Here is a 21,863-nt window from a genome sequence, read left to right on the forward strand (position 1 = left end):
GTCTGAAGGAAAAGGCCCGGTGCGATTTGCACCGGGCCTTTTTTTTGATCCGGCGTCATGCCGGGCACCCTTGCTTTGCCTGAACTCATCGGGCGGCATACGGAGGGATTACCGCAGCGCCGCCGCCACAGCCGCCGAGCAATTAATCGTCGTCGGCGGCCGCCCTTCCGCCGAGGATGGCGTCTTCCGGATCCCCAGCGCCTCCCCGATCGAGCGCCCCAGCACGCGAAGCACCCCGCCTGCGGTCGGCTTCTCCGCTGCGCCGATCCCCGCGACCGACACCGTTGGCGAACTCATGGTCCCGCGCACATGGATCGGATCGGTAATCCGCAGCAACGCGTGGCTCTTGCTCGCCCCCGCTAGGGTCAGATCGAGTCGTTCGCCGTCGAGCACGATCCGCCCGGAACCGCGCCCGACCGACGCGCCCGTATCGATTGCGAGCGGGTTTGGCGTCAGCACGCCCCGCGTCGCGCGGAAGTTCGCGACGAGACAGCGCAGCGGAACTTCCTGGCTCGGCCCGCTGATAGCGTGCGACACCGCGCCGCTCAGGTTCTGCCCGAGGACATCCGCGACCATCCGCTGGACGTGCCCGTCGGTCGCGACGATCGCCGCCTTGCCGCTGGCGTGCGCCATCGCCTCGCGCACGGTATCACCCTGCCCGTTCATCACGATATGCCCGCGCACCGGCCCCGAGATCATCTTCGGCTGGCCGACCAATGCGTCCAGCGTCAGCCCGGCCAGACGCACGTCGACCCCGAGCTTTGGATTGCCGCTGCGATGATCGACCTTGACCGTCCCGGTCATTCGACCACTCGCCAGCGTCGCGACGATGTTGCTGACCGTCACCGTCCGGTGATCGAGCGTGAGCGTGCCCGACAGGCTCTTGAATACCGTCCCGCCACTCGAAAGCAACTTGTGCGCGGCGAACACCAGCCGCCCGTCGGTCTTGCCGAGCTTGGACAGGTTGATCCGCGTCGGCGGGATCACGCGTGCGCCGATCGCGGCCTTACGCGCCGCCGATTTCGCGCGACCTTCGGTATCCGCCAGATCGTCGAAGTCGAACTGGCTTGCATCGATTTTCGCGTCGATCATGGTTCGCGCACCATCCTTATGGATCGTCGCCAGGCCAGAGAAGCGCGATCGCCCCATACTCCCGGCAATCCGGTCGACATACCAGTCACGTCCATCATGCCGGATCTTGCCGCGAAAATCGATCGGTTGTGATCCAAACAGCCCCGCCTCGATGATCCGGTCGAGGTTCTTGAGCGTCGGCGCCTGCGTGCTGACGTCGGCGGTGAAATGGCGCGTGTCGAGTACACCGCGCATCGCCCCCTTCACCGTCATGCGCAATGCCGGCGATGCGAGCGACACGGCGAACGGATAGGACGCGGTAGGGTCGATCCCGGTGATCTTGCCGCCGTGCAACTCCAGTCGGGCAGGCGTATTCTGGAAGGTGCCTGTCGCCGCATATTGTAGGCCACGCGCAGCATCGACGCTTAACGGACCGGAAACCGTCAACCCGCGCTTGGCATCGCGGATGACGATCTGGCTGTTGGTGACGGTCAGATCGGACAAGCTCGGGCGGCTGTCTCCCCCACGCTTGGGCGTCTTGCGCTCAGGTTCCCAGTTCTTGCGCCCCGACACGTCGCGCACCAGCGCCACGCGTGCGCCGTCCACGCTGATCCGATCGGGCTTGAAAGCGCCTGTCAGCAACCGGAACACCGGCACGCGCAGGCTCACGCTATCCAGCCGAACGAAATCCCCCGGTCCAACCCATGCAGGCTGGGCGATCCAAACGTCGCGAATCGATACGGTCGGCGTGTAGGAAAACAGCGTGTCGCGCGTGACCGAGCCGACCTGTACCTTGGTATCGAGCGCCGCGGACAAGCGGTTTTCAACGACGCCGCGCATCATCCCGACGGGAAACGCCCCGAGTGCAACCAGCGCGATGACGACGATCCCGCCGCCTACCGCAGCGGTCGCCAGCAACCGCGAACGCCATCGCGATTTGGATGTGGAAGGAAGGGCGGGCTGCTCGGAAGGGGCCGAAGCGGGAAGATCGATCACGCTTCAACAACCCTAGAACCGTCAGTTGGTTTCACCAGCGTATCTGTATGTGTCTCGTTCAACATTGCGAAGCCCCTTGCCCCTTTCGCCCGCCCCCGTTGACTTTCCCCCACATCCCTTTATTGGCCGCCGCTCTCCTGATCCGAGTTCGCTTGGGCCGGGACCGTCCGAGACAGCAGGTGGCCGAATTTCGTCGGTCTTAATGCCCTGCCGAGACGGGGACAGGATTTCACCGCACACCGGTTTTCCGGCGTGACGGCTTGCCGCCTACCCACCGCTTCGTCGGAGGTTGGCGTCGCTTCCATTCCCCATCGCTGGACACCTTCCGAGGCGCAACTGCGTCTCGGTTCGTAACCGGTCGTGCCGTTCGCGGTGCGACCATAAGTGGAGAATGGCATGGATCGCGCTCAAAAGACCGAGCTCGTTACCGAGCTGAACCGCACTTTTGCCGAAGTTGGCGTGGTGGTTGTCACCCGTAACCTCGGCATGACCGTTGCCCAGTCGACCAAGCTGCGCAACGCGATGCGGGATGCCGGTGCGACCTACAAGGTCTCGAAGAACAAGCTTGCCAAGATCGCTCTGGACGGCACCGACTACACCCCGCTGGGCGACATGCTCACCGGTCCGGTCGGTCTCGCCAGTTCCATCGACCCCGTCGCGGCCGCCAAGGTGGCCGTGGAATTCGCGAAGACGAACGACAAGTTCGAAATCGTCGGTGGTGCGATGGGTGCGACCGTCCTCGACGTGGACGGCGTGAAGGCACTCGCGACGATGCCGTCGCTGGACGAACTGCGTGCCAAGATCGTTGGCCTGCTGGTTGCACCTGCAACCAAGCTCGCGACGATTGCGCAGGCGCCTGCGGCTCAGCTCGCTCGTGTGCTTTCGGCCTACGCCGAGAAGGACGCCGAAAAGGAAACGGCGGACGCCTGACATCTGTCGGGTATTCGAGACTTTTTGAACTGAAACCATGGGGCGACGCCCCGACCAATGGAGACTACACATGGCAGACCTCAACGCGCTGGTTGACCAGCTTTCGGCTCTCACCGTCATCGAAGCAGCAGACCTGTCGAAGATGCTCGAAGAGAAGTGGGGCGTTTCGGCCGCTGCGGCAGTCGCAGCAGCACCCGCAGCAGCCGGCGGCGCAGCTGCTCCGGCAGCTGAAGAGCAGACCGAATTCGACGTCATCCTCACCGGCGACGGTGGCAAGAAGATCAACGTCATCAAGGAAGTCCGCGCGATCACCTCGCTCGGCCTGACCGAAGCTAAGACGCTGGTCGAGTCGGCTCCCAAGGCCGTCAAGGAAGGCGTTTCGAAGGACGAAGCAGCCAAGATCAAGGCCCAGCTCGAAGCAGCTGGCGCGACCGTCGAAGTCAAGTAAGGCGGACGAAGGGCGGCGGGCAACCGGCGCCCTTCCCCACCGGACCTTGGTTCGAACCAAAAAGGGCGGCCCCTGCGAAGGGGTCGCCCTTTTTGCGTTCGGGTGCCCTCATGGATCGCGGCCCTGTTGCATCCTCGCCCCCGTTCGGCTATGCGCGCACCCTTCCAACGAGACATCGATGGACTTTGCGGGAGGCGGCTCTTTACCGAGGCGTCGCTTGAACCGCTAAACTTGAACCGGGCGTCGCGCTTAGGCGCTGCGCCCTATGACAGAGTGAGACCGCCTTATGGCAAAGAAGATTACAGGCTACATCAAGCTTCAGGTGCCGGCCGGCAAGGCCAACCCGTCGCCCCCGATTGGTCCTGCGCTGGGTCAGCGCGGCGTCAACATCATGGAATTCTGCAAGGCGTTCAACGCGTCGACCGGTGACCAGGAAGTCGGCACGCCGCTCCCCACCGTCATCACCGTCTATGCCGACCGCAGTTTCTCGTTCGAGACCAAGACGCCGCCCGCGACGTTCCTGATCAAGAAGGCCGCTGGCCTCAAGTCGGGCTCGAAGGAGCCGGGCAAGACGGTTGCCGGCAAGATCAAGCGCTCGCAGCTTTCGGAAATCGCGACTGCGAAGATGAAGGATCTCAACGCCAACGATATCGACGCGGCAACCCGCATCATCGAAGGCTCCGCCCGCGCAATGGGCCTCGAAGTGGTGGAGGGCTGAGATCATGGCAAAGCTGACCAAGAAGGCAAAGACGCTCGGCACCGCAATCAACAGCGAGAAGCTGTACGGCATCGACGAAGCGATCGCGCTGGCGAAGACCCACGCAACGTCGAAGTTCGACGAGACGATCGAAGTCGCGCTCAACCTCGGCGTCGATCCGCGTCACGCGGACCAGATGGTCCGTGGCGTCGTCACGCTGCCTAAGGGCACCGGCAAGACGGTTCGCGTCGGCGTGTTCGCCAAGGGTGCCAAGGCTGACGAAGCCCGTGCCGCTGGTGCAGACGTCGTCGGTGCGGAAGACCTTATGGAAATCGTCCAGGGTGGCACGATCGATTTCGATCGCTGCATCGCGACCCCGGACATGATGGGCGTCGTCGGTCGCCTCGGTAAGGTGCTCGGTCCGAAGGGCCTGATGCCGAACCCGAAGCTCGGCACGGTTACGATGAACGTCGCTGAAGCGGTCAAGGCAGCCAAGGGCGGCCAGATCGAATATCGCGTCGAGAAGGCCGGGATCATCCACTCGGGCATCGGCAAGGCGTCGTTCCCGGCTGCTGACCTGCGCGCAAACTTCGACGCGCTGGTCGATGCGATCGTCAAGGCCAAGCCGACGGGTGCCAAGGGCAAGTATGTCCGCAAGGTTGCCGTCAGCTCGACCATGGGCGCCGGCATCAAGGTCGACACCGCCGAGGTTTCGGCGGCGTAAGCCTTTCCTGCCTCAAGCAATCCGAAAGGGCCGGGGGAAACTCCGGCCCTTTTTGTATGGGCTGAAGTTAGGGCATCGGCTGCGAGGCGAGACGTTCTTCGATAGTGGGCACTGGTCTACGCAGATGCCATCCTTGCGAACGCAGGAGCCGAATGGGGCAACGCCCTGAGACGATCCTCTGATCTCCCTGCGCGAAACCTTTGTGGGGATCGTCGCACAGTCTCTTGCTGCGTCACCCCGGCCTTGCGGCGGGGTCCACCGTGTGAATATCGGGGTGACTCAAGAACACAAATGGCGGTGGCCCCCGGGACCAGCCTGAGGCAACGAAGACCTTCGCAAAAGTGTTTCTAATGCAGGATAATGGAAGAGGGACGCGGGCTAAGCCGACGTATCCGATGGCGACGAAGGCGCCAGCGCTAGCGTCACGCTATGCGACGCAAGACATTCGATTCCATAAGATCGGAGCGGTGCCGTTCCCCTGCAATTGCAGGAAGTCCGGCACCGCTGCCGACAGCAATCAGTAAACGCGCTTCTTCGGCTTAATATACTCGGCATCGTCCGTGAGCGTGTAGTCATGCACTGGGCGATAGCCGATATCGACCTTGCCCGCCTTGCCGCCCCAGCCGTTGAAGGTCGCGGTGGTGTGCTTCATCCAGTTCGCATCGTCGCGATCGGGATAATCCTCGTTGACATGCGCCCCGCGCGATTCCTTGCGGTTGGCTGCACTCTCCATCGTCACGACCGCCTGCGCGAGCAGGTTGTCCAGCTCGAGCGTCTCGACCAGATCGGTGTTCCAGATCAGCGAGCGATCGGTGACGTGCACGTCCTGCAGCCGCTGATAGGTCGCGGTGATCTTCTGCTGCCCCTCGGCGAGCAGCTCGTTGTCGCGGAACACCGCGCAATGCTTCTGCATCGTGCGCTGCATGTCGGTCCGGATCTGCGCGGTGGGCGAACTGCCCGTGGCGTTGCGGAACGTATCTAGGCGACCGAGCGCCATGTCCTCCGACCCCTTGGGGAGCGGATTGTGCGGCGTGTTGGGCTTGAGCGTCTCCTTGAGACGCAGACCCGTCGCACGGCCGAACACCACAAGATCGATCAGCGAGTTGGAGCCGAGGCGATTCGCGCCATGGACCGAAACGCACGCCGCTTCACCGACCGCGAACAGGCCGGGGACGACCGAGTCAGGGTTACCGTCGCGCAGGTTGACGACTTCGCCGTGATAATTGGTCGGGATGCCGCCCATGTTGTAATGGACGGTCGGCGTCACCGGCAGCGGCTGGCGCGTCAGGTCGACGTTGGCGAAGATCTTACCCGTCTCGGTGATGCCCGGAAGCCGCTCTGCCAGCACCTTGGGATCGATGTGATCGAGGTGCAGGAAGATGTGGTCCTTATGCTCGCCGACACCGCGGCCTTCGCGCATCTCGAGCGCCATCGAGCGCGACACGACGTCGCGCGACGCCAGGTCCTTCGCCGATGGGGCATAGCGCTCCATGAAGCGTTCGCCCTCGGAGTTGGTGAGGTAACCACCCTCGCCGCGTGCACCCTCGGTGATGAGGACGCCCGCGCCATAAATACCGGTCGGGTGGAACTGGACGAACTCCATATCCTGCAGCGGGAGCCCAGCGCGTAGCACCATCGCATTGCCGTCGCCGGTGCAGGTGTGCGCCGAGGTCGCCGAGAAGTAGGTGCGGCCATAGCCGCCCGTCGCCAGCACGACCGAATGCGCGCGGAAACGATGGATCGATCCGTCGTCCATGCACAAGGCGATCACGCCACGGCACACGCCGTCTTCCATGATCAGGTCGAGTGCGAAATACTCGATGTAGAAATCGGAATTATACTTCAGGCTCTGCTGGTACAGCGCGTGGAGCATCGCGTGACCGGTACGATCGGCCGCGGCGCAGGTGCGCTGGACCGGAGGCCCCTCGCCCATGTTCTGCATGTGGCCACCGAACGGACGCTGGTAGATCGTGCCATTGTCGTTGCGGCTGAACGGCACGCCGGCATGCTCGAGCTCGTACACTGCCTGCGGCGCTTCCCGCACCATATACTCGATCGCGTCCTGGTCGCCGAGCCAGTCGGATCCCTTGACGGTATCGTACATGTGCCAGGACCAATGGTCCGGCGAGTTGTTGCCGAGGCTCGCCGCGATGCCGCCTTGCGCCGCCACCGTGTGGCTGCGCGTCGGGAAGACCTTGGTGATGCACGCGGTCTTTAGGCCGCTCTCCGCGATCCCCATGGTCGCGCGGAGGCCCGAGCCACCCGCACCCACGACGACGGCGTCATAGGTATGGTCGATGATCTTATATGCCTCAGGCATGCGGCACTCCGGTGGTAGCGGTGAAGGCGACCTTGAGGATCGCGAAAATGGCGATGCCGGCGGTCACGACGGTGAAGAAGTTGAGCGCGACCATTGCGAGCACGCGGCTCTCGGCATGGGCGTAATCCTCGATCACGACCTGCAGGCCGAGCCGGAAATGGTAGAAGACCGAGACGATCAACAGCATCATCGGAATCGCCGCCCAGCTCGACGACAGCCACGTATGGACCGTGTCATAGTCATACGCCGGCAACCGCAGGATCGCGAGGAAGAACCACAGCATCAGGAACAGGTTGGCGCCCGCCGTCAGGCGTTGCTGCCACCAGTGATGCGCGCCTTCCTTGGCGCTGCCGAGACCGCGCACGCGGCCGAGTTCGGTTCCATATGCCATGTTACTTGACCCCCAGCAGGTAGACCCAGACGACCGCGGTGGCCGCAACCGAGAAGACCATCGTGGCAAGGGCACCGGACTTGTTACGCTTGAGCTCATAGCCCGCGCCCGTATCCATCACGAAATGGCGGATCCCGGTGGCCATATGCTGGAAGAAGGACAGCGTCAGCCCGATCCCGAACAGATAGCCAAGCGCGCCGCCGGCGAATTCGCCGAACACATGATGGAACGTGGCGTAGCTTTCGGCTCCGCCCGAAATCGCGGCCAGCCACCATACCATGACGAGCGTGCCGACCGTCGCCATCCCGCTGCCGGTGACGCGGTGCAGGATCGAGACCGTCATGTGCGGCCCCCATTTCCAGATGCTCAGATGCGGGCTGAGCGGTCGGGCGCGTTTGGTCGTTGGTGTCGTGCTGGCCAAGGCGGCATGTCCTCATCAATTGCAGGGTCGATTGCCGATCGAATGCGGGTTGGTGCCCTCTTAATCCGACGAGCCGATGATGCAAGGATTCTGGCTGATACCGCAGATGCATCCGACACAATCATCCATTTTGCCGGTTACACTGCGTTAACCAGCAGGCGTTACTCAAAGGGCGGGCGTTTCGCGCGCCGGCCTTGCCAGAGACGGAGCGTCCACGTTGAACCTCAGTACATTGCCCGCTCCCGGAGAGATTGCCGCGACCATCGATATCCGCGCACGACTCCGGGCGTTCGACTTCGACGATACGCTCGAAGCCGCAGCGCGCGCCGTATGGGCGGTGCTTGAACCCGATGCGCCCGAGATCGCCCGTGCGTTCTGGGGGCAATGGCGCCGCGCCGGACTTGGCGAGACCAATTGGCAACCGCACGAGGAAACCAGGATGGTCGAGCTCGGAGTCGCCTATCTGCGCAATCGCTTCTGCGATGTCAGCGGTCGTGCCTGGGTTGAATCGATGGAGCGTTCGGTTGCCGCGGGCTATGCCGCAGGCGTCTCGACGATGGCGCTTCTGTCGATGACCTGCGCCAGCGACCGCGCCGCGTTGACGATCCTGTTCAAGCGGATCGAACCGGGCGACCCGCGTCTCCCCGCCTTTATCGACACCGTGTTGCGGCTGACTGGTCTCGAAAGCGAGATCACGGTCGAAATCTACAATGCCTTTTGCGCGCATAGCGCAGCGGGCCAGCGTGATCGGCTTGCGGCCGAGTTCCGCGAGGGGATCGCGTTGACGGTCGAGAAAGCGACCCAGGAATCCGAAGTCTTGCGCGGCCAATCGATGCGCACCTCCACGTCCGCGCGCGGCATGCTCGGCAAGACCAGCGAAGTCGCCGCTGCCGCCGAGCAGTCCGCGGTCGCAATGCGCGAAGCCGCACAAACCGCCGCCGGCCTGATCCGCGCGATCGAGGATGCCCGGACCGAAGTGGAAGCCGCCGCGGAAATCGCGAACCGCGCTTCGACACAGGCGGGCGCAGCGGTCGGCATGTCGGAAACGCTCAGCGACCATGCCAAGTCGATCGAATCGATCCTCGGACTTATCCGCGACATTGCCGGCCAGACCAACCTGCTCGCGCTCAACGCTACGATCGAAGCGGCCCGCGCCGGCGACGCGGGGCGCGGCTTCGCGGTGGTCGCACAGGAAGTGAAGAGTCTCGCCAGCCAGACCGCCCGCGCTACCGACGACATCGCCGCCAAGATCGCCGCGATCCAGTCTGCCACGCGCTCTACCGTCGAAACCAACGCGTCGATCAAATCGACCGTTGCAGAAGTCCAGGAGAGCGCGAACCGGATCCGCTATGCAATGGAAGCGCAGGCCCAGACCGTGACCGCAATCACTGCGGCGGTCGACGAAACCGCGCTGGCGGCGGATTCCATGTCGAACACGATCACCGCGATCCGGGAAGACACCGAATCCGTGGCCTCCGAGATCGACAGCGTCGGGCGCGGTTTCGACTCGCTCGACAGCAAGCTTGGGGCACTCAAGAACAGCGCCGGAGAATTCGTGACCAAGGTCGCAGCGTAACCGAAATCGAGCGGGTCTTGTGGCGCTCCAGGGAGTAAGACGATGACGAGTCAAGTGGGCAGATGGAGCGGCGAGAACCGGTCCGCTGCGCAACGGGTCGCCGACTATGATTGGGACGATACGCTGATCGCGGCGAGCGCCGAAATCGCTACGATCATTAGTGGTGACGAGCTGGCGATCTCGCGGACGTTCTGGGAGTATTATCTGGCTTTGCCGGTATCGGCCCATATTCGTCCGATGTTCGACGAAGCCGCGCTCGCATCGAATGTCGCGGAAAGCGGTCGCTATACGCTCCTGAAATATGCGGCACCGAAGAGCGAGGAGTGGGCGCGCATGGCGACGCACCACGTCGCCAGATCGCAAAACGCGGGAATCCCGTTGCAAGCGCTGCTGGCCTCGTTGAGTTTCGCGCACAGTTGCACGCTGCGCCTGATCGAGGAAAAGATTGGCGTCGGATCGCCCCGCCTCCGCATCCTGGCGGATGCGGTGCAACGGCTGGCGCTGGTCGAGGCGGATGTCATGGCGTCACATCTCGGCACGCACGACGCCGAACGCACACGCGCAGAACGCCGCGACCGTTCCGCGCATTTCAGCGAAACGATCGCCACGTCGATCGAAGGCACCGTGGCGCTGGGCAATCGCTTGCGGGTCCAGGCCCAGGGTGCGGCTTGTTCGACGCGCGGAATGACCGGCAAGACCAGCGAGGTCGCCGCCGCCGCAGAGCAATCCGCCACCGCCATGCGCGAGGCGGCACAGACCGCCGCCGGCCTGATTCGCGCGATCGAGGACGCCCGCACCGAAGTCGAGGCGGCAACCGCGATCGCGACACGCGCCTCGACCCAGGCGGGGACCGCGGTCTGTATGTCGGAGACGCTCAGCGATCACGCCAAGTCGATCGAATCGATCCTTGGGCTGATCCGCGACATCGCCGGACAGACCAACCTGCTCGCCCTCAATGCCACGATCGAAGCCGCGCGCGCGGGCGATGCCGGTCGCGGGTTCGCCGTGGTTGCGCAGGAAGTGAAAAGCCTCGCGAGCCAGACCGCGCGCGCGACCGACGATATCGCGTCGCAAATCTCCGCCATACAGTCCGCCACCCGCTCGACCGTCGCCACCAACGCGTCGATCAAGGCGACCGTCGGCGAAGTTCAGGAAAGCGCGATCCGCATCCGCCATGCCATGGAAGCGCAAGCACAGACGGTGACGGCCATCACCGCAGCAGTTGACGAAACCGCGCTCGCAGCGGACTCAATGTCGCACACGATCGTCGCAATCCGCGAGGATACCGACCATATCGCTGGTGAAATCGACACGCTTGAACGCGAATTTGGCAAGGTCGATGATCAATTGCGGGATCTGAAAGGCGCGGCAGACGCGTTTTCGGCGAGCGCCGCCGCCTGATATCGCGTCCGGCGAGGGTTGGTTGCGCCGCGGGTCCCCGGTAGGACAGGCACATGACCAACATTCTTCTCACCGGTTCGTCGCGCGGCATCGGTGCCGCCATCGCAGCAACGCTCGATCGTCCCGACGTCGCGATCGTCGGGCACGGTACCCGCAGCGGCATCCCGGCAGACTTCGCCGATCCCGCCGCGCCGCGCGCCTTGTGGGATGCAGCGCTCGAACGGCTTGGCGGCACGATCGACGTATTGATCAACAATGCCGGGGTGTTCGACGCCAACCCGTTGGAAAACGACGATCACGCATGGGTCGAGGCGTGGGACCGCACGATGCGCATCAACCTTACCGCCGCCGCAGAGCTATGCCGGTTGGCGGTGCTGCACTGGCAAAGCCGTGGCACCGGCGGTCGAATCGTCAACGTCGCGAGCCGCGCTGCCTATCGCGGGGATTCGCCTGCGCACTGGCATTACGCCGCGTCCAAGGCGGGAATGGTAGCAATGACCAAGAGCATCGCGCGTGGCTACGCCAGCGAAGGCATTCTGGCCTTCGCCATATGCCCCGGCCTCACGATGACCGGCATGGCGGACGACTATCTGTCGAGCCGCGGGGGCGACAAACTTCTGGCGGACATTCCGCTCGGCCGCGTCGCCGCGCCGGACGAAGTCGCGGATGTTGCGCGTTTTCTTGCGCTGGAGGCGCCAGCGTCCATGACCGGCGCCGTGCTCGACGTAAACGGCGCGAGCTACGTGCGGTAACGACGGCGGGCTGCGCACCAGGAACGAATCAATTCCCCTGGAAACCGCGCAAGGCGATCACCGCTTCCCTTGCGCAAACGGTCCGATCATCGTCCCGACGAACCCACCCGCCTTGTTGGTGCTGAGGTTGGTCGCGTCCACGTCTGGCGCGAGCGTTACCCACTGTTTCCCGAGCGCATAAGCGAGATCGTACCGCCCGCCCCGCGCCGAGATCCGGAAACGCACCGGCCCCGCCACCGGAACAGCGCGCTCTGCCAAAGTCACGCCGGTGCGGGGTTCATCTTTCCCGGCACGGCGCGCCGCGCGGATGAAGGTCTTGCCGTCATGCCGGGTCAGCGCGATCGTCAGGAAATAGGCGTCGTTCTGGACCGCGGCGAGCCCCGCCATCTCTCCCTCACCGGGCGTGAAGCGAACCTCGGTGGTGACGCTCGCGGTGCTGTGTTCCTGTCGCCGCGCGACGAACGCAGGCTTACCAAAATCGCCAATTCCGTCGGTCAGCGGATCAAGGTGCAACGTGCCTCCGCCAAGTTGATACGGCGCACCGCGCATCGTCATCCACTCAAGCCCCAGCCGCGGCCCCGTAAAATCGGTCCGAACCGAAAAGGTCCCAGTCAGCGGCACGGAATGCGCCGTCACCGCCGGCAACGGTGCGCGCACCACACGCGGCACGGTCTGGCCCTTGGGCAGGATCACCGGCCAGCCCGATGACCAGTCGACCGGCAGCAGGAAGGTCTCGCGCCCGATGTTGTAATAGTCCTGCGCATACGGCCGGGTCCCGAGGAACACCGACCACCAGCGCCCATCCGGCAGTTGCACCAGATCGGCATGCCCGGTCGCGCTGATCGGATCGGCGCGACCGGCGGGCTGGTCGCGTTGGGTCAGGATCGGGTTGATCGCTCGCGGTGCGGGGACATAGGGTCCGGTCACCGAGTCCGATTTGAATACGACCTGGCTGTGATTGACGCTGGTGCCGCCCTCCGCCGCGGTCAGATAATAGGCGTCCTTGACGCGGTAGATATGCGGTCCTTCGATCCAGACCGGCTTCGCGGAAAGATCGACCCCGCCGTTGACCACCATCTTGGCATTGCCGAGCATCTTGAGGCGAACCGGATCGAACTGTTCGATCCACAGCGCGCGATGCCCATCATAGGTCGATCCGCCGACGGGTTCACGGTTGTTGATCAGCCACGCCTTGCCGTCGGTATCGAAGAACAGCGACGGATCGATCCCCTCGACCGTCGGCAGGAACACCGGGTCCGACCACGGCCCCGCCGGATTGGTTGCAGTGATGACGAAGTTTCCGCCGCACCGAACGCAAGTGTTGACGATATAGAACCGTCCCGCATGATAGTTGATCGCGGGCGCGAACACGCCTTCCGACATGCCGCGCCCGGTAAAATCGAGCTGGCCCGGCCGGTCGATCGCGTTGCCGATCTGCCGCCAATGGACGAGGTCACGGCTGTGGAACACGGGGATGCCGGGGAACCAGGAGAAGGTCGAGTTGACCAGATAATAGTCCGCGCCGACGCGGACGATGCTGGGGTCGGGGTGATAGCCCGCGAGGATCGGATTGCGATAGCTTCCCGCCGGGACCGCGGTCCCGTCGGTGCCGCGATACTCCACCCAGTCGAACCGCGCCGGGCCCGCCGCCTGCGCGCTGCCTGCGACCGAAGCGATCACCACCGTTGCGATTGCAGCGGATCGGATCGTCGTCGAAATCGGTCGGGACATAGCGCGCATGGTCAGTCTCGCCTTGCAGTTGGTCGCGGCAAACCCTATTATGTCTGAGTTATTATGGAAGGGCTTTTCGTGATCGATGGAGCAATTTTGATCGGGACTGACGTTCGTCAGGCCGATACGCGGTTTACCGCAATCAACCCCGCGACCGGCGAAACGCTCGAGCCGAACTTCTCGGCTGCCGGTCCTGACGCAGTCGCGGAGGCTGCCGCACTGGCAGAGGAAGCATTCCCGGTCTATTCGACGACCGACCTGCCGACGCGAGCAGCGTTCCTGGAAGCGATCGCCGAGGCGATCCTTGCGATCGGCGACGACCTGATCGTCCGTGCGATGACCGAAAGTGGCCTGCCCCGCCCCCGCCTCGAAGGCGAGCGCGGCCGTACCGTCGGCCAGCTTCGCATGTTCGCGCAGATGGTCCGCCAGGGCGATTTCCTCGATGCGACGATCGACCCGGCGCTCCCCGACCGTGCCCCGCTGCCGCGTCCGGACCTGCGCCGCATTAACGTCGCGGTTGGACCTGTTGCGGTCTTCGGCGCGTCCAACTTCCCGCTCGCTTTCTCGGTCGCTGGCGGTGACACCGCATCGGCGCTGGCCGCGGGCTGCCCGGTGATCGTCAAGGGTCATCCGGCGCATCCCGGCACCGGTGAACTCGTCGCGCGTGCGATCGCGTCGGCGGTTCGGTCGAGCGGCTTGCCGGCGGGTGTGTTCTCCTATCTTCCCGGCGATACCAATGCGCTCGGTGGCGCGCTCGTGGCGGACCCACGCGTCAAGGCGGTCGGGTTTACCGGGTCGCGCGGCGGTGGCCTTGCGCTGATGAAGATCGCAGCAGAACGCGATGAGCCGATCCCGGTCTATGCCGAAATGTCGAGCATCAACCCGGTCATCCTGTTCCCCGCCGCGCTTGCCGCGCGTGCGAAGGAGCTGGGCGCGGCCTATGTCCAGTCGCTGACGATGGGGGCAGGGCAGTTCTGCACCAATCCCGGGTTGGTGATTGCGGTCGAAGGCCCTGATCTCGACACGTTCGTCGCTGCCGCTGGCGAAGCGCTCACCGGCAGCGCCGCGTCGACGATGCTGTCGCCGGGGATCCACGAAGCCTATGAAAAGGGCGTTGAGGCACTTAGCGGACATGCGGCGGTTCGCACCGTCGCGCGCGGGGTCGACACCACCGGCCCGAACCAGGCAATCGGCGCGCTGTTCGAAACCGACGCCGCGAGCTTCCTCGCGGATCGTGCGCTTGGGCATGAAGTGTTCGGCTCGTCCTCGGTCGTGGTGCGCTGCAAGGACTTGACCGAAGTCGGCCATGTCATCGCATCGCTCGAAGGCCAGCTGACCGCGACGGTCCAGATCGACGACGGCGACGCCGAAGCCGCGGCGGGGATCGTCCCGATCATCGCCGGGCGCGTTGGGCGCATCCTTGCGAACGGTTGGCCGACGGGCGTCGAGGTCAGCCATGCGATGGTGCATGGCGGTCCCTTCCCTGCGACCAGCGATGGACGCACCACTTCGGTCGGAACGCTCGCCATTTACCGCTTCCTGCGACCGGTTTCGTTCCAAAATCTACCGCAAGCGATGCTTCCTGCAGCGCTTCGCGACGGAAATCCGTGGGATATTGCACGCCGGATCGACGGTGTGCGGGAAGCGTCCGCTCGATGATCGCATCGCTCGTACAGTTCGATGACGGCGCACGTGGCGTCGCGGCAATGACCTCCGATGGCGCGCGTCGCGTCATCGGGGTATCGACCGTGCTCGAGCTCGCCGAACTCGCGGTCCAGTCCGAAATCGGGCTGGCGGCGTTGGCGGAAACCCGGCTCGGCGACGCGGTCGATCTGGCGAGCGTCCGGTTGCTGGTCCCGATCGACCATGTCGACGACGCGCATCTGCTCGTCAGCGGCACCGGACTGACGCATCTCGGTTCGGCCGAGGGGCGGGACCAGATGCATCGCTCCGCGGTCGAGAATCCGGCGCCGACCGACTCGATGAAGATGTTCCTGATGGGCGTCGATGGCGGCAAGCCCGCCGCGAGCGGCGAAGGCGTCCAGCCCGAGTGGTTCTACAAGGGCGACGGCGCGATCCTCGCGGCACCCGGCGATGAGCTGACGATGCCGGGCTTCCGCGCTGGATGGCGGAGAAGAACCGGAAATCGCGGGCGTGTATCTGATCGACGCGAACGGCGCGCCGGTCCGGATCGGATTCGCGCTTGGCAACGAGTTTTCGGATCACGTCACCGAACGCGGCAATTACCTGTGGCTGGCGCATTCCAAATTGCGTCCGGCGTCGCTCGGCCCCGAGCTGTTGCTTGGAGAGCTTCCCGCCGACGTGCGGGGCACCAGCCGGATTGTCCGCGACGGCGCGACTGTGTGGGAAAAGCCGTTCCTGTCGGGCGAGGCGAACATGTCGCACAGCATCGCCAACCTCGAACATCATCATTTCAAATATGCCGGGTTCCGGCGTCCGGGTGATGTCCACGTCCACTTCTTCGGCACCGCCACCTTGTCGTTCAGCGAAGGGTTCCAGACCCAGCCGGGCGACGTGTTCGAGATCGAAGCGGCGCCGTTCACCCTGCCGGTCCGCAATCCGCTCGCGGTCGGCGAGGCCGCGGTGCCACAGGTCCGCACGCTATAACGGCGCGCCGCTCCCCGACATCGGCGCACGACGGACACGGTCGCGCCGATCCGCCGGGGAGCGGCACGACCGGCGAAGACGATCGCCTGCCCGGGCTCCGCATCCACGGCATCATCGCGCATGACATCGGCGTCGAGATCGTCAGCGGCGTGCGCCAGCCAGGCGCGGTGTTTGGCGGCGAGATCGAAGCGAGCGAAGCGCTGGGCGTTTCGCGCACCGCGTATCGCGAAGCGATCCGTATCCTCGCGGCGAAGGGACTGGTGGAAAGCCGCCCGAAAGCGGGAACCCGCGTCACCCCGCGCAGCCGTTGGAACCTGCTCGACGTCGATGTGCTGGCGTGGACGTTCGAGGGCGAGCCCGACACCGACTTCATCATCGACCTGTTCGAACTGCGCGGCGTGATCGAACCCGCGGCGGCAGCGTTCGCGGCTCGGCGGCGCAGCGACGCGGATCTGGTGGATCTCGAGGAAGGCATCGCGGCGATGCGCCTGTACGGGCTCAAGGACTCGCGCGGGCAGACCGCGGACCAGCGGTTCCACCGGGCGATCCTGGCGGCGGCGCGCAATGAACCACTCGCCGCGCTCGCCAACAGCGTCGGGGCGGCGGTGCGCTGGACGACGACGTTCAAGCAACGCAAACACGCACTCCCCCGCGACCCCCTCCCCGATCACGAGCGCGTCCACGACGCGATCGTCGCAGGCGACGCCAAGGCTGCGCACCGCGCCATGGTGGACTTGCTGCGGCTCGCGCTCGGCGACATGGGGCTGACCGAGCGGGAGTAAAGCGGCGTGCCGTCCGGTCTCCGGCGGCGGCGAGACGTATCAGAACGTCTTGGAACCGGTCGTTCATGCGGCACACCGGCCTCGTGCCGAGGTTCCGTAGTCCTTTACCGTCGGGGCCTGCTGCCCCCTACAATGACTGGCGCGACTGGCCCCTGCCTTGGCCGGAACATGCCTGGTATGGTCTAAGCCGCAGAGGCCCGGCTTCTTTCGGGCAACCGAAGGCGAACTGACCGCAAACGCCTACACCTGGACGTTCAAGCTGGCGATCCAGCCTTCAGATAACGGCCTTCGTTAAGCGCGATCTTTCCCGTTTCTCCGTCTGCGATTGGCCAATTGGGGGCGGATTTCAGAAGGGAGGTTGCCCCGGATGGCTGTCTGCGTGATCGCCGGGGCGTGTCCCACTCTAGGTTTGTCTTTGGGAAGGTCTCTACAGTCACCCCGCCTGCATCACTTTTCTTGTTGCGCCCCTCGCAGATCGGCATCGATCAGGGCCGCGACGTCGGTGACCGGAAGGCCATGCCGATCATTGAACGTGCCTGCCTTCGGCCAGGACACACCGCGACCGATCGCGAAGGCGGCGCGGTACTTGCGCATCATGTTTTTCGGATCGTTCGCTAGCTCCTCCATCAGGAAAGGCACGGTCCAAACCGACCGCTTGAAGACCCGGCCCAGTGCCACCTCCAACCTGTCCGCGACCTCGCCATAACTAACGGTGTCACCGGCCAGAAAGACGATCTCGTTGCGGATCGTCGGCTCGAAGAACACGATCTCGGCGGTCAGCATACCGATGTCATCCGGCGTCGTCAGCGTCACAGCGGTATCAAGGCTGCCGAGCGCGTGAACTTCGCTATTCTCCAGATCAACGACACCAAAGTCCGGCTCGAACAGGTAGCTCATGAACATGCCCGTAGAGATGATGACCCACTCGGTCTTGTCCTGCGAGCGCAGCAACTCGCGCACATCGAGCTGCGCATCGAAGATGTCCTGCGGCCCGCCGCGGCCGATCGCGTCGAAGTCGACGCCGAACTGCCACGGGAAATAGCGCGGGATACCGGATTGCAGCGCCGCCTTGGCGAGCTTCATCGGCGTGTTAATCCCGGCTGCGTAGCCTGCACAGCCGATCACCGTGTCGTAGTCCGAAAAGAGCGATGCCAGCTCATCGATCGTGTCGTTCACCAGGTCGCCGAGCACGATCTCGATCCCGGCTTCGCGGATTTCGGCGATGTCACGCTGCTTGGAGGGATCCCCCGACTCGACGGCACTCTCGCGGAGAAGGACGCTGATCCTGGCACCGTCGATCCCCTTGGCGTGACGCGCCAGATTGCGGAGCACGGGCATGCCAAGCTCGCCGGCACCCAGGACAAGGATATTGCGGGATTTCACGCTGGAGACTGTATCGTTCATCGTTCTAACTCGTTTCGCCTCGGATGCCGGTCATCTGGCAAGCCACGGGCAAGCGTGAAAGATGGGTACATGCGTGATACTGCCGTTCAATCTCTAAGCGAGGAGGACATCCTCCGATATTCGCAAACGGTGTGCGATGGCCTGCGGGACGATGACGACGGGGTGCGCCGTGAGGTGTTGGCGCATGCCGGCAACCGCTGGTCGCTTGGTGTCATCCATACGCTTGGCGTGTACGGCCAGCTTCGCCACGCGGAAATCGGCCGACGGATGCACGGTATCACGCAGCGGATGCTGACGCGCACGCTGCGCCATCTGGAGCGCGATGGATTGGTGGTGCGTCACGACTTCGAGGAGGTCGTTCCTCATGTAGAATATGCTCTGTCCGAAACCGGATTGAAGCTACTGGTCAGGATGGTTCCGCTTTGGACGTGGATCGTCGAGAACGTCGACAGCTTTCGGACATCACGGGAGATCTTTGATCGGGAACACGCGGGAGAAGAGCACTGAAGGCGAAATCGGCTTACGGGCTTAGCGCTCCAGAAATACCATCGTGTTCGGGAAAGGCGGCGCCCCGCTATGTCTGCTGCTATCGGAATAAACCTCGCCGTAAGCAGACAGTCCGCTTTCCACCAGGCCGGGAAGTTCAGGCGCTTCTAGCGTGCCAACGGTTCGTGAAAGCCGATTGGCAGCTTTCGGACGGTGAAACGGACGGACAGGAAACGCCCAATCCCCCCCCACAAGATAGACAGGCTGCTTTTCACCGAAGGCCAAAACGTTTGCACCCGCCAAGTCGCACACCAAAACACTCAGCGTATGCGGAAGAACGACGACGCATTTTTGATCGAAACGCCTGTTGCACTCCCACCAGAATTCCGTCCCCGATCACGACGAGTAAGCCTTGAGGGCCCGTTGATGGCTCGGAAGGGCCGCGCGCTTGGAACACTGTGATGAATTTGGTTAATTTCGGAGCAACCTTTTAACGAGGCCTCACGTAGCTTCCCCCGGCGTGGCAAATCAAAAAAGCTCCGTCTGTAAAAATAGTGGGAGAGTGAAATAAAAAAGCTTGCTTTAGTGATCGCAGGAATGGCCGCGATCATCGCACTCCCCGCAAACGCGGCGCAATTCAATTTCAGCTTTGATACCACAAGCACCCTGTTCGGCGGCCCTTTTCAGACGGCACGCGGCATTTTTACGACCTCGGACACGGCGGTTCAGCGATTTGGACAAACGGCTCTTGCGATCACGGGCATCTCCGGAACGATCAACGGAGTCGCAATCAGCGGTCTATTCGACGCACCGGGCAGTCCGACATACTATTATTTTACGTCAGGTCCGACGTTTCTGGACGGTAGCGGAGTGAACGTCAACGCAGGCGCGGCACGGGGCGTCGCCTTCTTCCATCAGGATAACGTCGCTGCCGATATATACCGGATAAACGGTAACGGCACGATCTCTGCTTTCGGGACCGCATCGTCCAGCCCAGTGGCAACTGCCGGCGCCATTCCTGAAACCGCGACCTGGGCGATGATGCTCGCGGGTTTCGGCATGATCGGCTTTGCGGTGCGTCGTCGCCAGTCGGTTAAAACGATTGCAAGCTACGCATAGAGGCTTTGCCGTTGCGAACGCTGAAGCCGCTGGCCGAAAAGCCGGCGGCTTTCTGCGGTTCGCTTTCCAAAGGACGTCCGCTCGATACCTTCCTAGACGCCCCGTGGTGCATCATGGTCCCGCGCCCCTCACCGAAGGACGCGGGCCATGAGGATGCCGGGACAGGCCTGGCATCCCCCATGGATCTCAGTGGTTGTCGCGCGGCAACCCACGGGTCTGGGCGATGCGCTGATACGCTTCCGCCCCTTCGAGGATCGCGCCGGTGCCGAGCTGGCCAACCACCGCGCGCTGCATTTCCTGCCACGGGGTCTGCGACGCTGGATAGGCATAGCCCCCGGCCGCTTTCTGCGCTTCGCGCCGCGCTGCGATTTCGGCGTCGTCGATCAGGACGTTGGCAGTGCCGCGGTTGAGGTCGATCCGCACGCGGTCGCCCGTGCGCAGCAAGCCGAGCGTGCCGCCCGCAGCTGCTTCCGGCGAGGCGTTGAGGATCGACGGGCTGCCGCTCGTTCCCGACTGGCGACCGTCGCCAATGCACGGCAGCGCGTGGACGCCATCGAGGATCAGATGCGCCGGCGGGCGCATGTTGACGACTTCGGCAGCGCCCGGGAAGCCGATCGGCCCGGCGCCGCGCATCACCAGCAGCGTTTCCGCGGTGATCCCGGTTGCGGGGTCGTCGATCAGGCGATGATATTCCTCCGGCCCGTCGAACACCACGACCGGACCTTCGAACGCATCGAGGTCGTCCGGGTTGGAGAGATAGCGCTCGCGGAATTCGGGCGAGATCACGCTCGTCTTCATCACCGCATTCTCGAACAGGTTGCCCGACAGGACGACGAAGCCCGCCGCTTCCATCAGCGGAGTCGCGAATGGACGGATGACCTTCTCGTCCTCGATCGCCACGCCACGGCAATTCTCGCCCATCGTCTTGCCGTTGACGGTCATCGCGTCTTCGAGAATCAACCCCTGGTCAATCAGCTGCGACACGACCGCCGGAACGCCGCCCGCACGGTAGAAATCCTCGCCGAGATATTCACCGGCGGGCTGCAGGTTGACGAGCAAAGGAATGTCGAGGCCATGCTCCTGCCACGTCTCGACCGGGACATCGACGCCAATGTGGCGCGAGATGGCGGTGAGATGGATCGGCGCGTTGGTCGATCCGCCGATCGCGGAGTTGACGCGAATCGCGTTGAGGAACGCGTCACGCGTCATGATGTCGGAAGGCTTGAGGTCCTCGGCGACCATCTCGACGATGCGCTTGCCGGTCAAATAGGCGACTTCCTGGCGATCACGATACGGCGCGGGGATCGCGGCCGAACCCGGCAGCGACATGCCAAGCGCCTCGCACAGCGAGTTCATCGTCGTCGCGGTGCCCATCGTGTTGCAATAGCCGGTCGACGGTGCCGACGACGCGACGAGACGGATGAATTCGGCGTGATCGATCTCGCCCGCCGCGAGCAGCTCGCGCGCCTTCCAAACGATCGTGCCGGAGCCGGTGCGCTCGCCCTTGTGCCAGCCGTTGAGCATCGGGCCGACCGACAAGGCGATCGCCGGGATGTTCACGGTCGCCGCCGCCATCAGGCAGGCGGGCGTGGTCTTGTCGCAGCCGATCGTCAGCACGACGCCGTCGAGCGGATAGCCGTACAGCGTCTCGACCAGGCCGAGATAGGCGAGGTTGCGATCGAGGCCCGCGGTCGGGCGCTTGCCGGTTTCCTGGATCGGATGGACCGGGAATTCGAGCGCGATGCCACCGGCTTCGCGAATGCCTTCGCGCAGCCGCTCGGCGAGCACGAGATGGTGACGGTTGCACGGGCTGAGGTCGGAGCCCGTCTGCGCAATGCCGATGATCGGCTTGCCCGACTGCAGCTCGGCAAGGCTCAACCCGAAGTTCAGATACCGCTCGAGATACAGCGCGGTCATATCAATGTTATCGGGATTATCGAACCACGCACGGCTGCGGAGCTGGGGAGGTGTGGACTCAGACATTTT

The 21,863-nt window shown here is 64.0% G+C and carries 18 protein-coding genes and 1 pseudogene; 12 read left to right on the plus strand and 7 right to left on the minus strand.

From position 1 onward, the window contains the following. Nucleotides 1-108 precede the first annotated feature (108 nt). Nucleotides 109-1,989, minus strand: coding sequence for an AsmA family protein (locus ABIC16_RS16055; protein ID WP_354291833.1), 1,881 nt, complete (start codon nucleotides 1,987-1,989; stop codon nucleotides 109-111). A gap of 474 nt (nucleotides 1,990-2,463) precedes the next feature. On the opposite strand from ABIC16_RS16055, the gene rplJ reads away from it, so the two are divergent. The 4 genes from rplJ to rplA all read left to right on the plus strand — a co-directional run bounded on the left by rplJ (nucleotide 2,464) and on the right by rplA (nucleotide 4,866). Further along, complete coding sequence (gene rplJ, locus ABIC16_RS16060) at nucleotides 2,464-2,997, plus strand: 50S ribosomal protein L10 (RefSeq protein ID WP_277967682.1); 534 nt, start codon at nucleotides 2,464-2,466, stop codon at nucleotides 2,995-2,997. Nucleotides 2,998-3,067: 70 nt separating this feature from the next. Beyond that, the gene (gene rplL, locus ABIC16_RS16065) at nucleotides 3,068-3,445 is read left to right on the plus strand and encodes a 50S ribosomal protein L7/L12 (protein ID WP_242139444.1); all 378 of its coding nucleotides are present in this window, start codon (nucleotides 3,068-3,070) and stop codon (nucleotides 3,443-3,445) included. A 286-nt stretch (nucleotides 3,446-3,731) separates the two neighbouring features. Continuing rightward, the gene (gene rplK, locus ABIC16_RS16070; protein ID WP_010160412.1) at nucleotides 3,732-4,163 is read left to right on the plus strand and encodes a 50S ribosomal protein L11; all 432 of its coding nucleotides are present in this window, start codon (nucleotides 3,732-3,734) and stop codon (nucleotides 4,161-4,163) included. A 4-nt stretch (nucleotides 4,164-4,167) separates the two neighbouring features. Next, the gene (gene rplA / locus ABIC16_RS16075) at nucleotides 4,168-4,866 is read left to right on the plus strand and encodes a 50S ribosomal protein L1 (protein ID WP_354291834.1); all 699 of its coding nucleotides are present in this window, start codon (nucleotides 4,168-4,170) and stop codon (nucleotides 4,864-4,866) included. Nucleotides 4,867-5,383: 517 nt separating this feature from the next. Here the strand turns inward: rplA and sdhA are convergent. The 3 genes from sdhA to sdhC are packed head-to-tail and all read right to left on the minus strand — an operon-like array spanning nucleotide 5,384 to nucleotide 7,998. Further along, nucleotides 5,384-7,186: a succinate dehydrogenase flavoprotein subunit gene (gene sdhA / locus ABIC16_RS16080; RefSeq protein WP_354291835.1), complete on the minus strand. Its 1,803-nt coding sequence runs from the start codon at nucleotides 7,184-7,186 to the stop codon at nucleotides 5,384-5,386. Continuing rightward, a complete protein-coding gene (sdhD, locus tag ABIC16_RS16085) occupies nucleotides 7,179-7,577 on the minus strand; it encodes a succinate dehydrogenase, hydrophobic membrane anchor protein (RefSeq protein ID WP_277967685.1) in 399 nt (132 codons plus the stop codon). Before sdhD ends, sdhA begins: the two co-directional genes overlap by 8 nt. Before the next feature lies 1 nt (nucleotide 7,578). Further along, on the minus strand, nucleotides 7,579-7,998 hold the full coding sequence (gene sdhC, locus ABIC16_RS16090) for a succinate dehydrogenase, cytochrome b556 subunit (protein ID WP_277967686.1): 420 nt from the start codon (nucleotides 7,996-7,998) through the stop codon (nucleotides 7,579-7,581). Nucleotides 7,999-8,230: 232 nt separating this feature from the next. Between sdhC and ABIC16_RS16095 the strand changes: the two genes are divergently transcribed. Genes ABIC16_RS16095 through ABIC16_RS16105 form a run of 3 tightly spaced genes read left to right on the plus strand, consistent with a single transcriptional unit; the run spans nucleotide 8,231 to nucleotide 11,727 of the window. Further along, nucleotides 8,231-9,574 (plus strand): methyl-accepting chemotaxis protein, encoded by a 1,344-nt coding sequence (locus ABIC16_RS16095; protein ID WP_277967946.1) that lies wholly within the window; start codon nucleotides 8,231-8,233, stop codon nucleotides 9,572-9,574. 42 nt (nucleotides 9,575-9,616) lie between these two features. Then, nucleotides 9,617-10,975: a methyl-accepting chemotaxis protein gene (locus tag ABIC16_RS16100; RefSeq protein ID WP_354291836.1), complete on the plus strand. Its 1,359-nt coding sequence runs from the start codon at nucleotides 9,617-9,619 to the stop codon at nucleotides 10,973-10,975. 53 nt (nucleotides 10,976-11,028) lie between these two features. Then, a complete protein-coding gene (locus ABIC16_RS16105) occupies nucleotides 11,029-11,727 on the plus strand; it encodes an SDR family NAD(P)-dependent oxidoreductase (RefSeq protein ID WP_354291837.1) in 699 nt (232 codons plus the stop codon). Between the two features lie 57 nt (nucleotides 11,728-11,784). Here ABIC16_RS16105 and ABIC16_RS16110 read toward each other — a convergent pair whose 3' ends face one another. Continuing rightward, on the minus strand, nucleotides 11,785-13,458 hold the full coding sequence (locus tag ABIC16_RS16110) for a glycoside hydrolase family 43 protein (protein ID WP_354291838.1): 1,674 nt from the start codon (nucleotides 13,456-13,458) through the stop codon (nucleotides 11,785-11,787). A 78-nt stretch (nucleotides 13,459-13,536) separates the two neighbouring features. Here ABIC16_RS16110 and ABIC16_RS16115 point away from each other — a divergent pair, with 78 nt between their 5' ends. From ABIC16_RS16115 to ABIC16_RS16125, 3 genes and pseudogenes are all read left to right on the plus strand, one after another. Next, a complete protein-coding gene (locus tag ABIC16_RS16115; RefSeq protein WP_354291839.1) occupies nucleotides 13,537-15,117 on the plus strand; it encodes an aldehyde dehydrogenase (NADP(+)) in 1,581 nt (526 codons plus the stop codon). Further along, nucleotides 15,114-16,086, plus strand: a pseudogene (araD1, locus tag ABIC16_RS16120) (AraD1 family protein). The gene ABIC16_RS16115 and the pseudogene araD1 overlap by 4 nt, the downstream one beginning before the upstream one ends. 86 nt (nucleotides 16,087-16,172) lie before the next feature. Next, on the plus strand, nucleotides 16,173-16,868 hold the full coding sequence (locus tag ABIC16_RS16125) for a FadR/GntR family transcriptional regulator (RefSeq protein ID WP_354292355.1): 696 nt from the start codon (nucleotides 16,173-16,175) through the stop codon (nucleotides 16,866-16,868). 447 nt (nucleotides 16,869-17,315) lie between these two features. Here the strand turns inward: ABIC16_RS16125 and ABIC16_RS16130 are convergent, their stop codons facing one another. Beyond that, nucleotides 17,316-18,272: an aromatic alcohol reductase gene (locus ABIC16_RS16130; RefSeq protein ID WP_354291840.1), complete on the minus strand. Its 957-nt coding sequence runs from the start codon at nucleotides 18,270-18,272 to the stop codon at nucleotides 17,316-17,318. 69 nt (nucleotides 18,273-18,341) lie between these two features. Between ABIC16_RS16130 and ABIC16_RS16135 the strand changes: the two genes are divergently transcribed. Both ABIC16_RS16135 and ABIC16_RS16140 read left to right on the plus strand, forming a co-directional pair. Next, nucleotides 18,342-18,779, plus strand: a complete 438-nt coding sequence (locus tag ABIC16_RS16135; RefSeq protein ID WP_354291841.1) for a winged helix-turn-helix transcriptional regulator — start codon at nucleotides 18,342-18,344, stop codon at nucleotides 18,777-18,779. Nucleotides 18,780-19,355: 576 nt separating this feature from the next. Further along, on the plus strand, nucleotides 19,356-19,877 hold the full coding sequence (locus ABIC16_RS16140; RefSeq protein WP_354291842.1) for a PEPxxWA-CTERM sorting domain-containing protein: 522 nt from the start codon (nucleotides 19,356-19,358) through the stop codon (nucleotides 19,875-19,877). A gap of 186 nt (nucleotides 19,878-20,063) precedes the next feature. Here the strand turns inward: ABIC16_RS16140 and ABIC16_RS16145 are convergent, their stop codons facing one another. Beyond that, nucleotides 20,064-21,860, minus strand: a complete 1,797-nt coding sequence (locus tag ABIC16_RS16145) for an IlvD/Edd family dehydratase (protein WP_354291843.1) — start codon at nucleotides 21,858-21,860, stop codon at nucleotides 20,064-20,066. Nucleotides 21,861-21,863 lie beyond the last annotated feature (3 nt).

Source organism: Sphingomonas sp. PvP055 (assembly GCF_040546365.1).
Classification (GTDB): domain Bacteria; phylum Pseudomonadota; class Alphaproteobacteria; order Sphingomonadales; family Sphingomonadaceae; genus Sphingomonas; species Sphingomonas echinoides_A.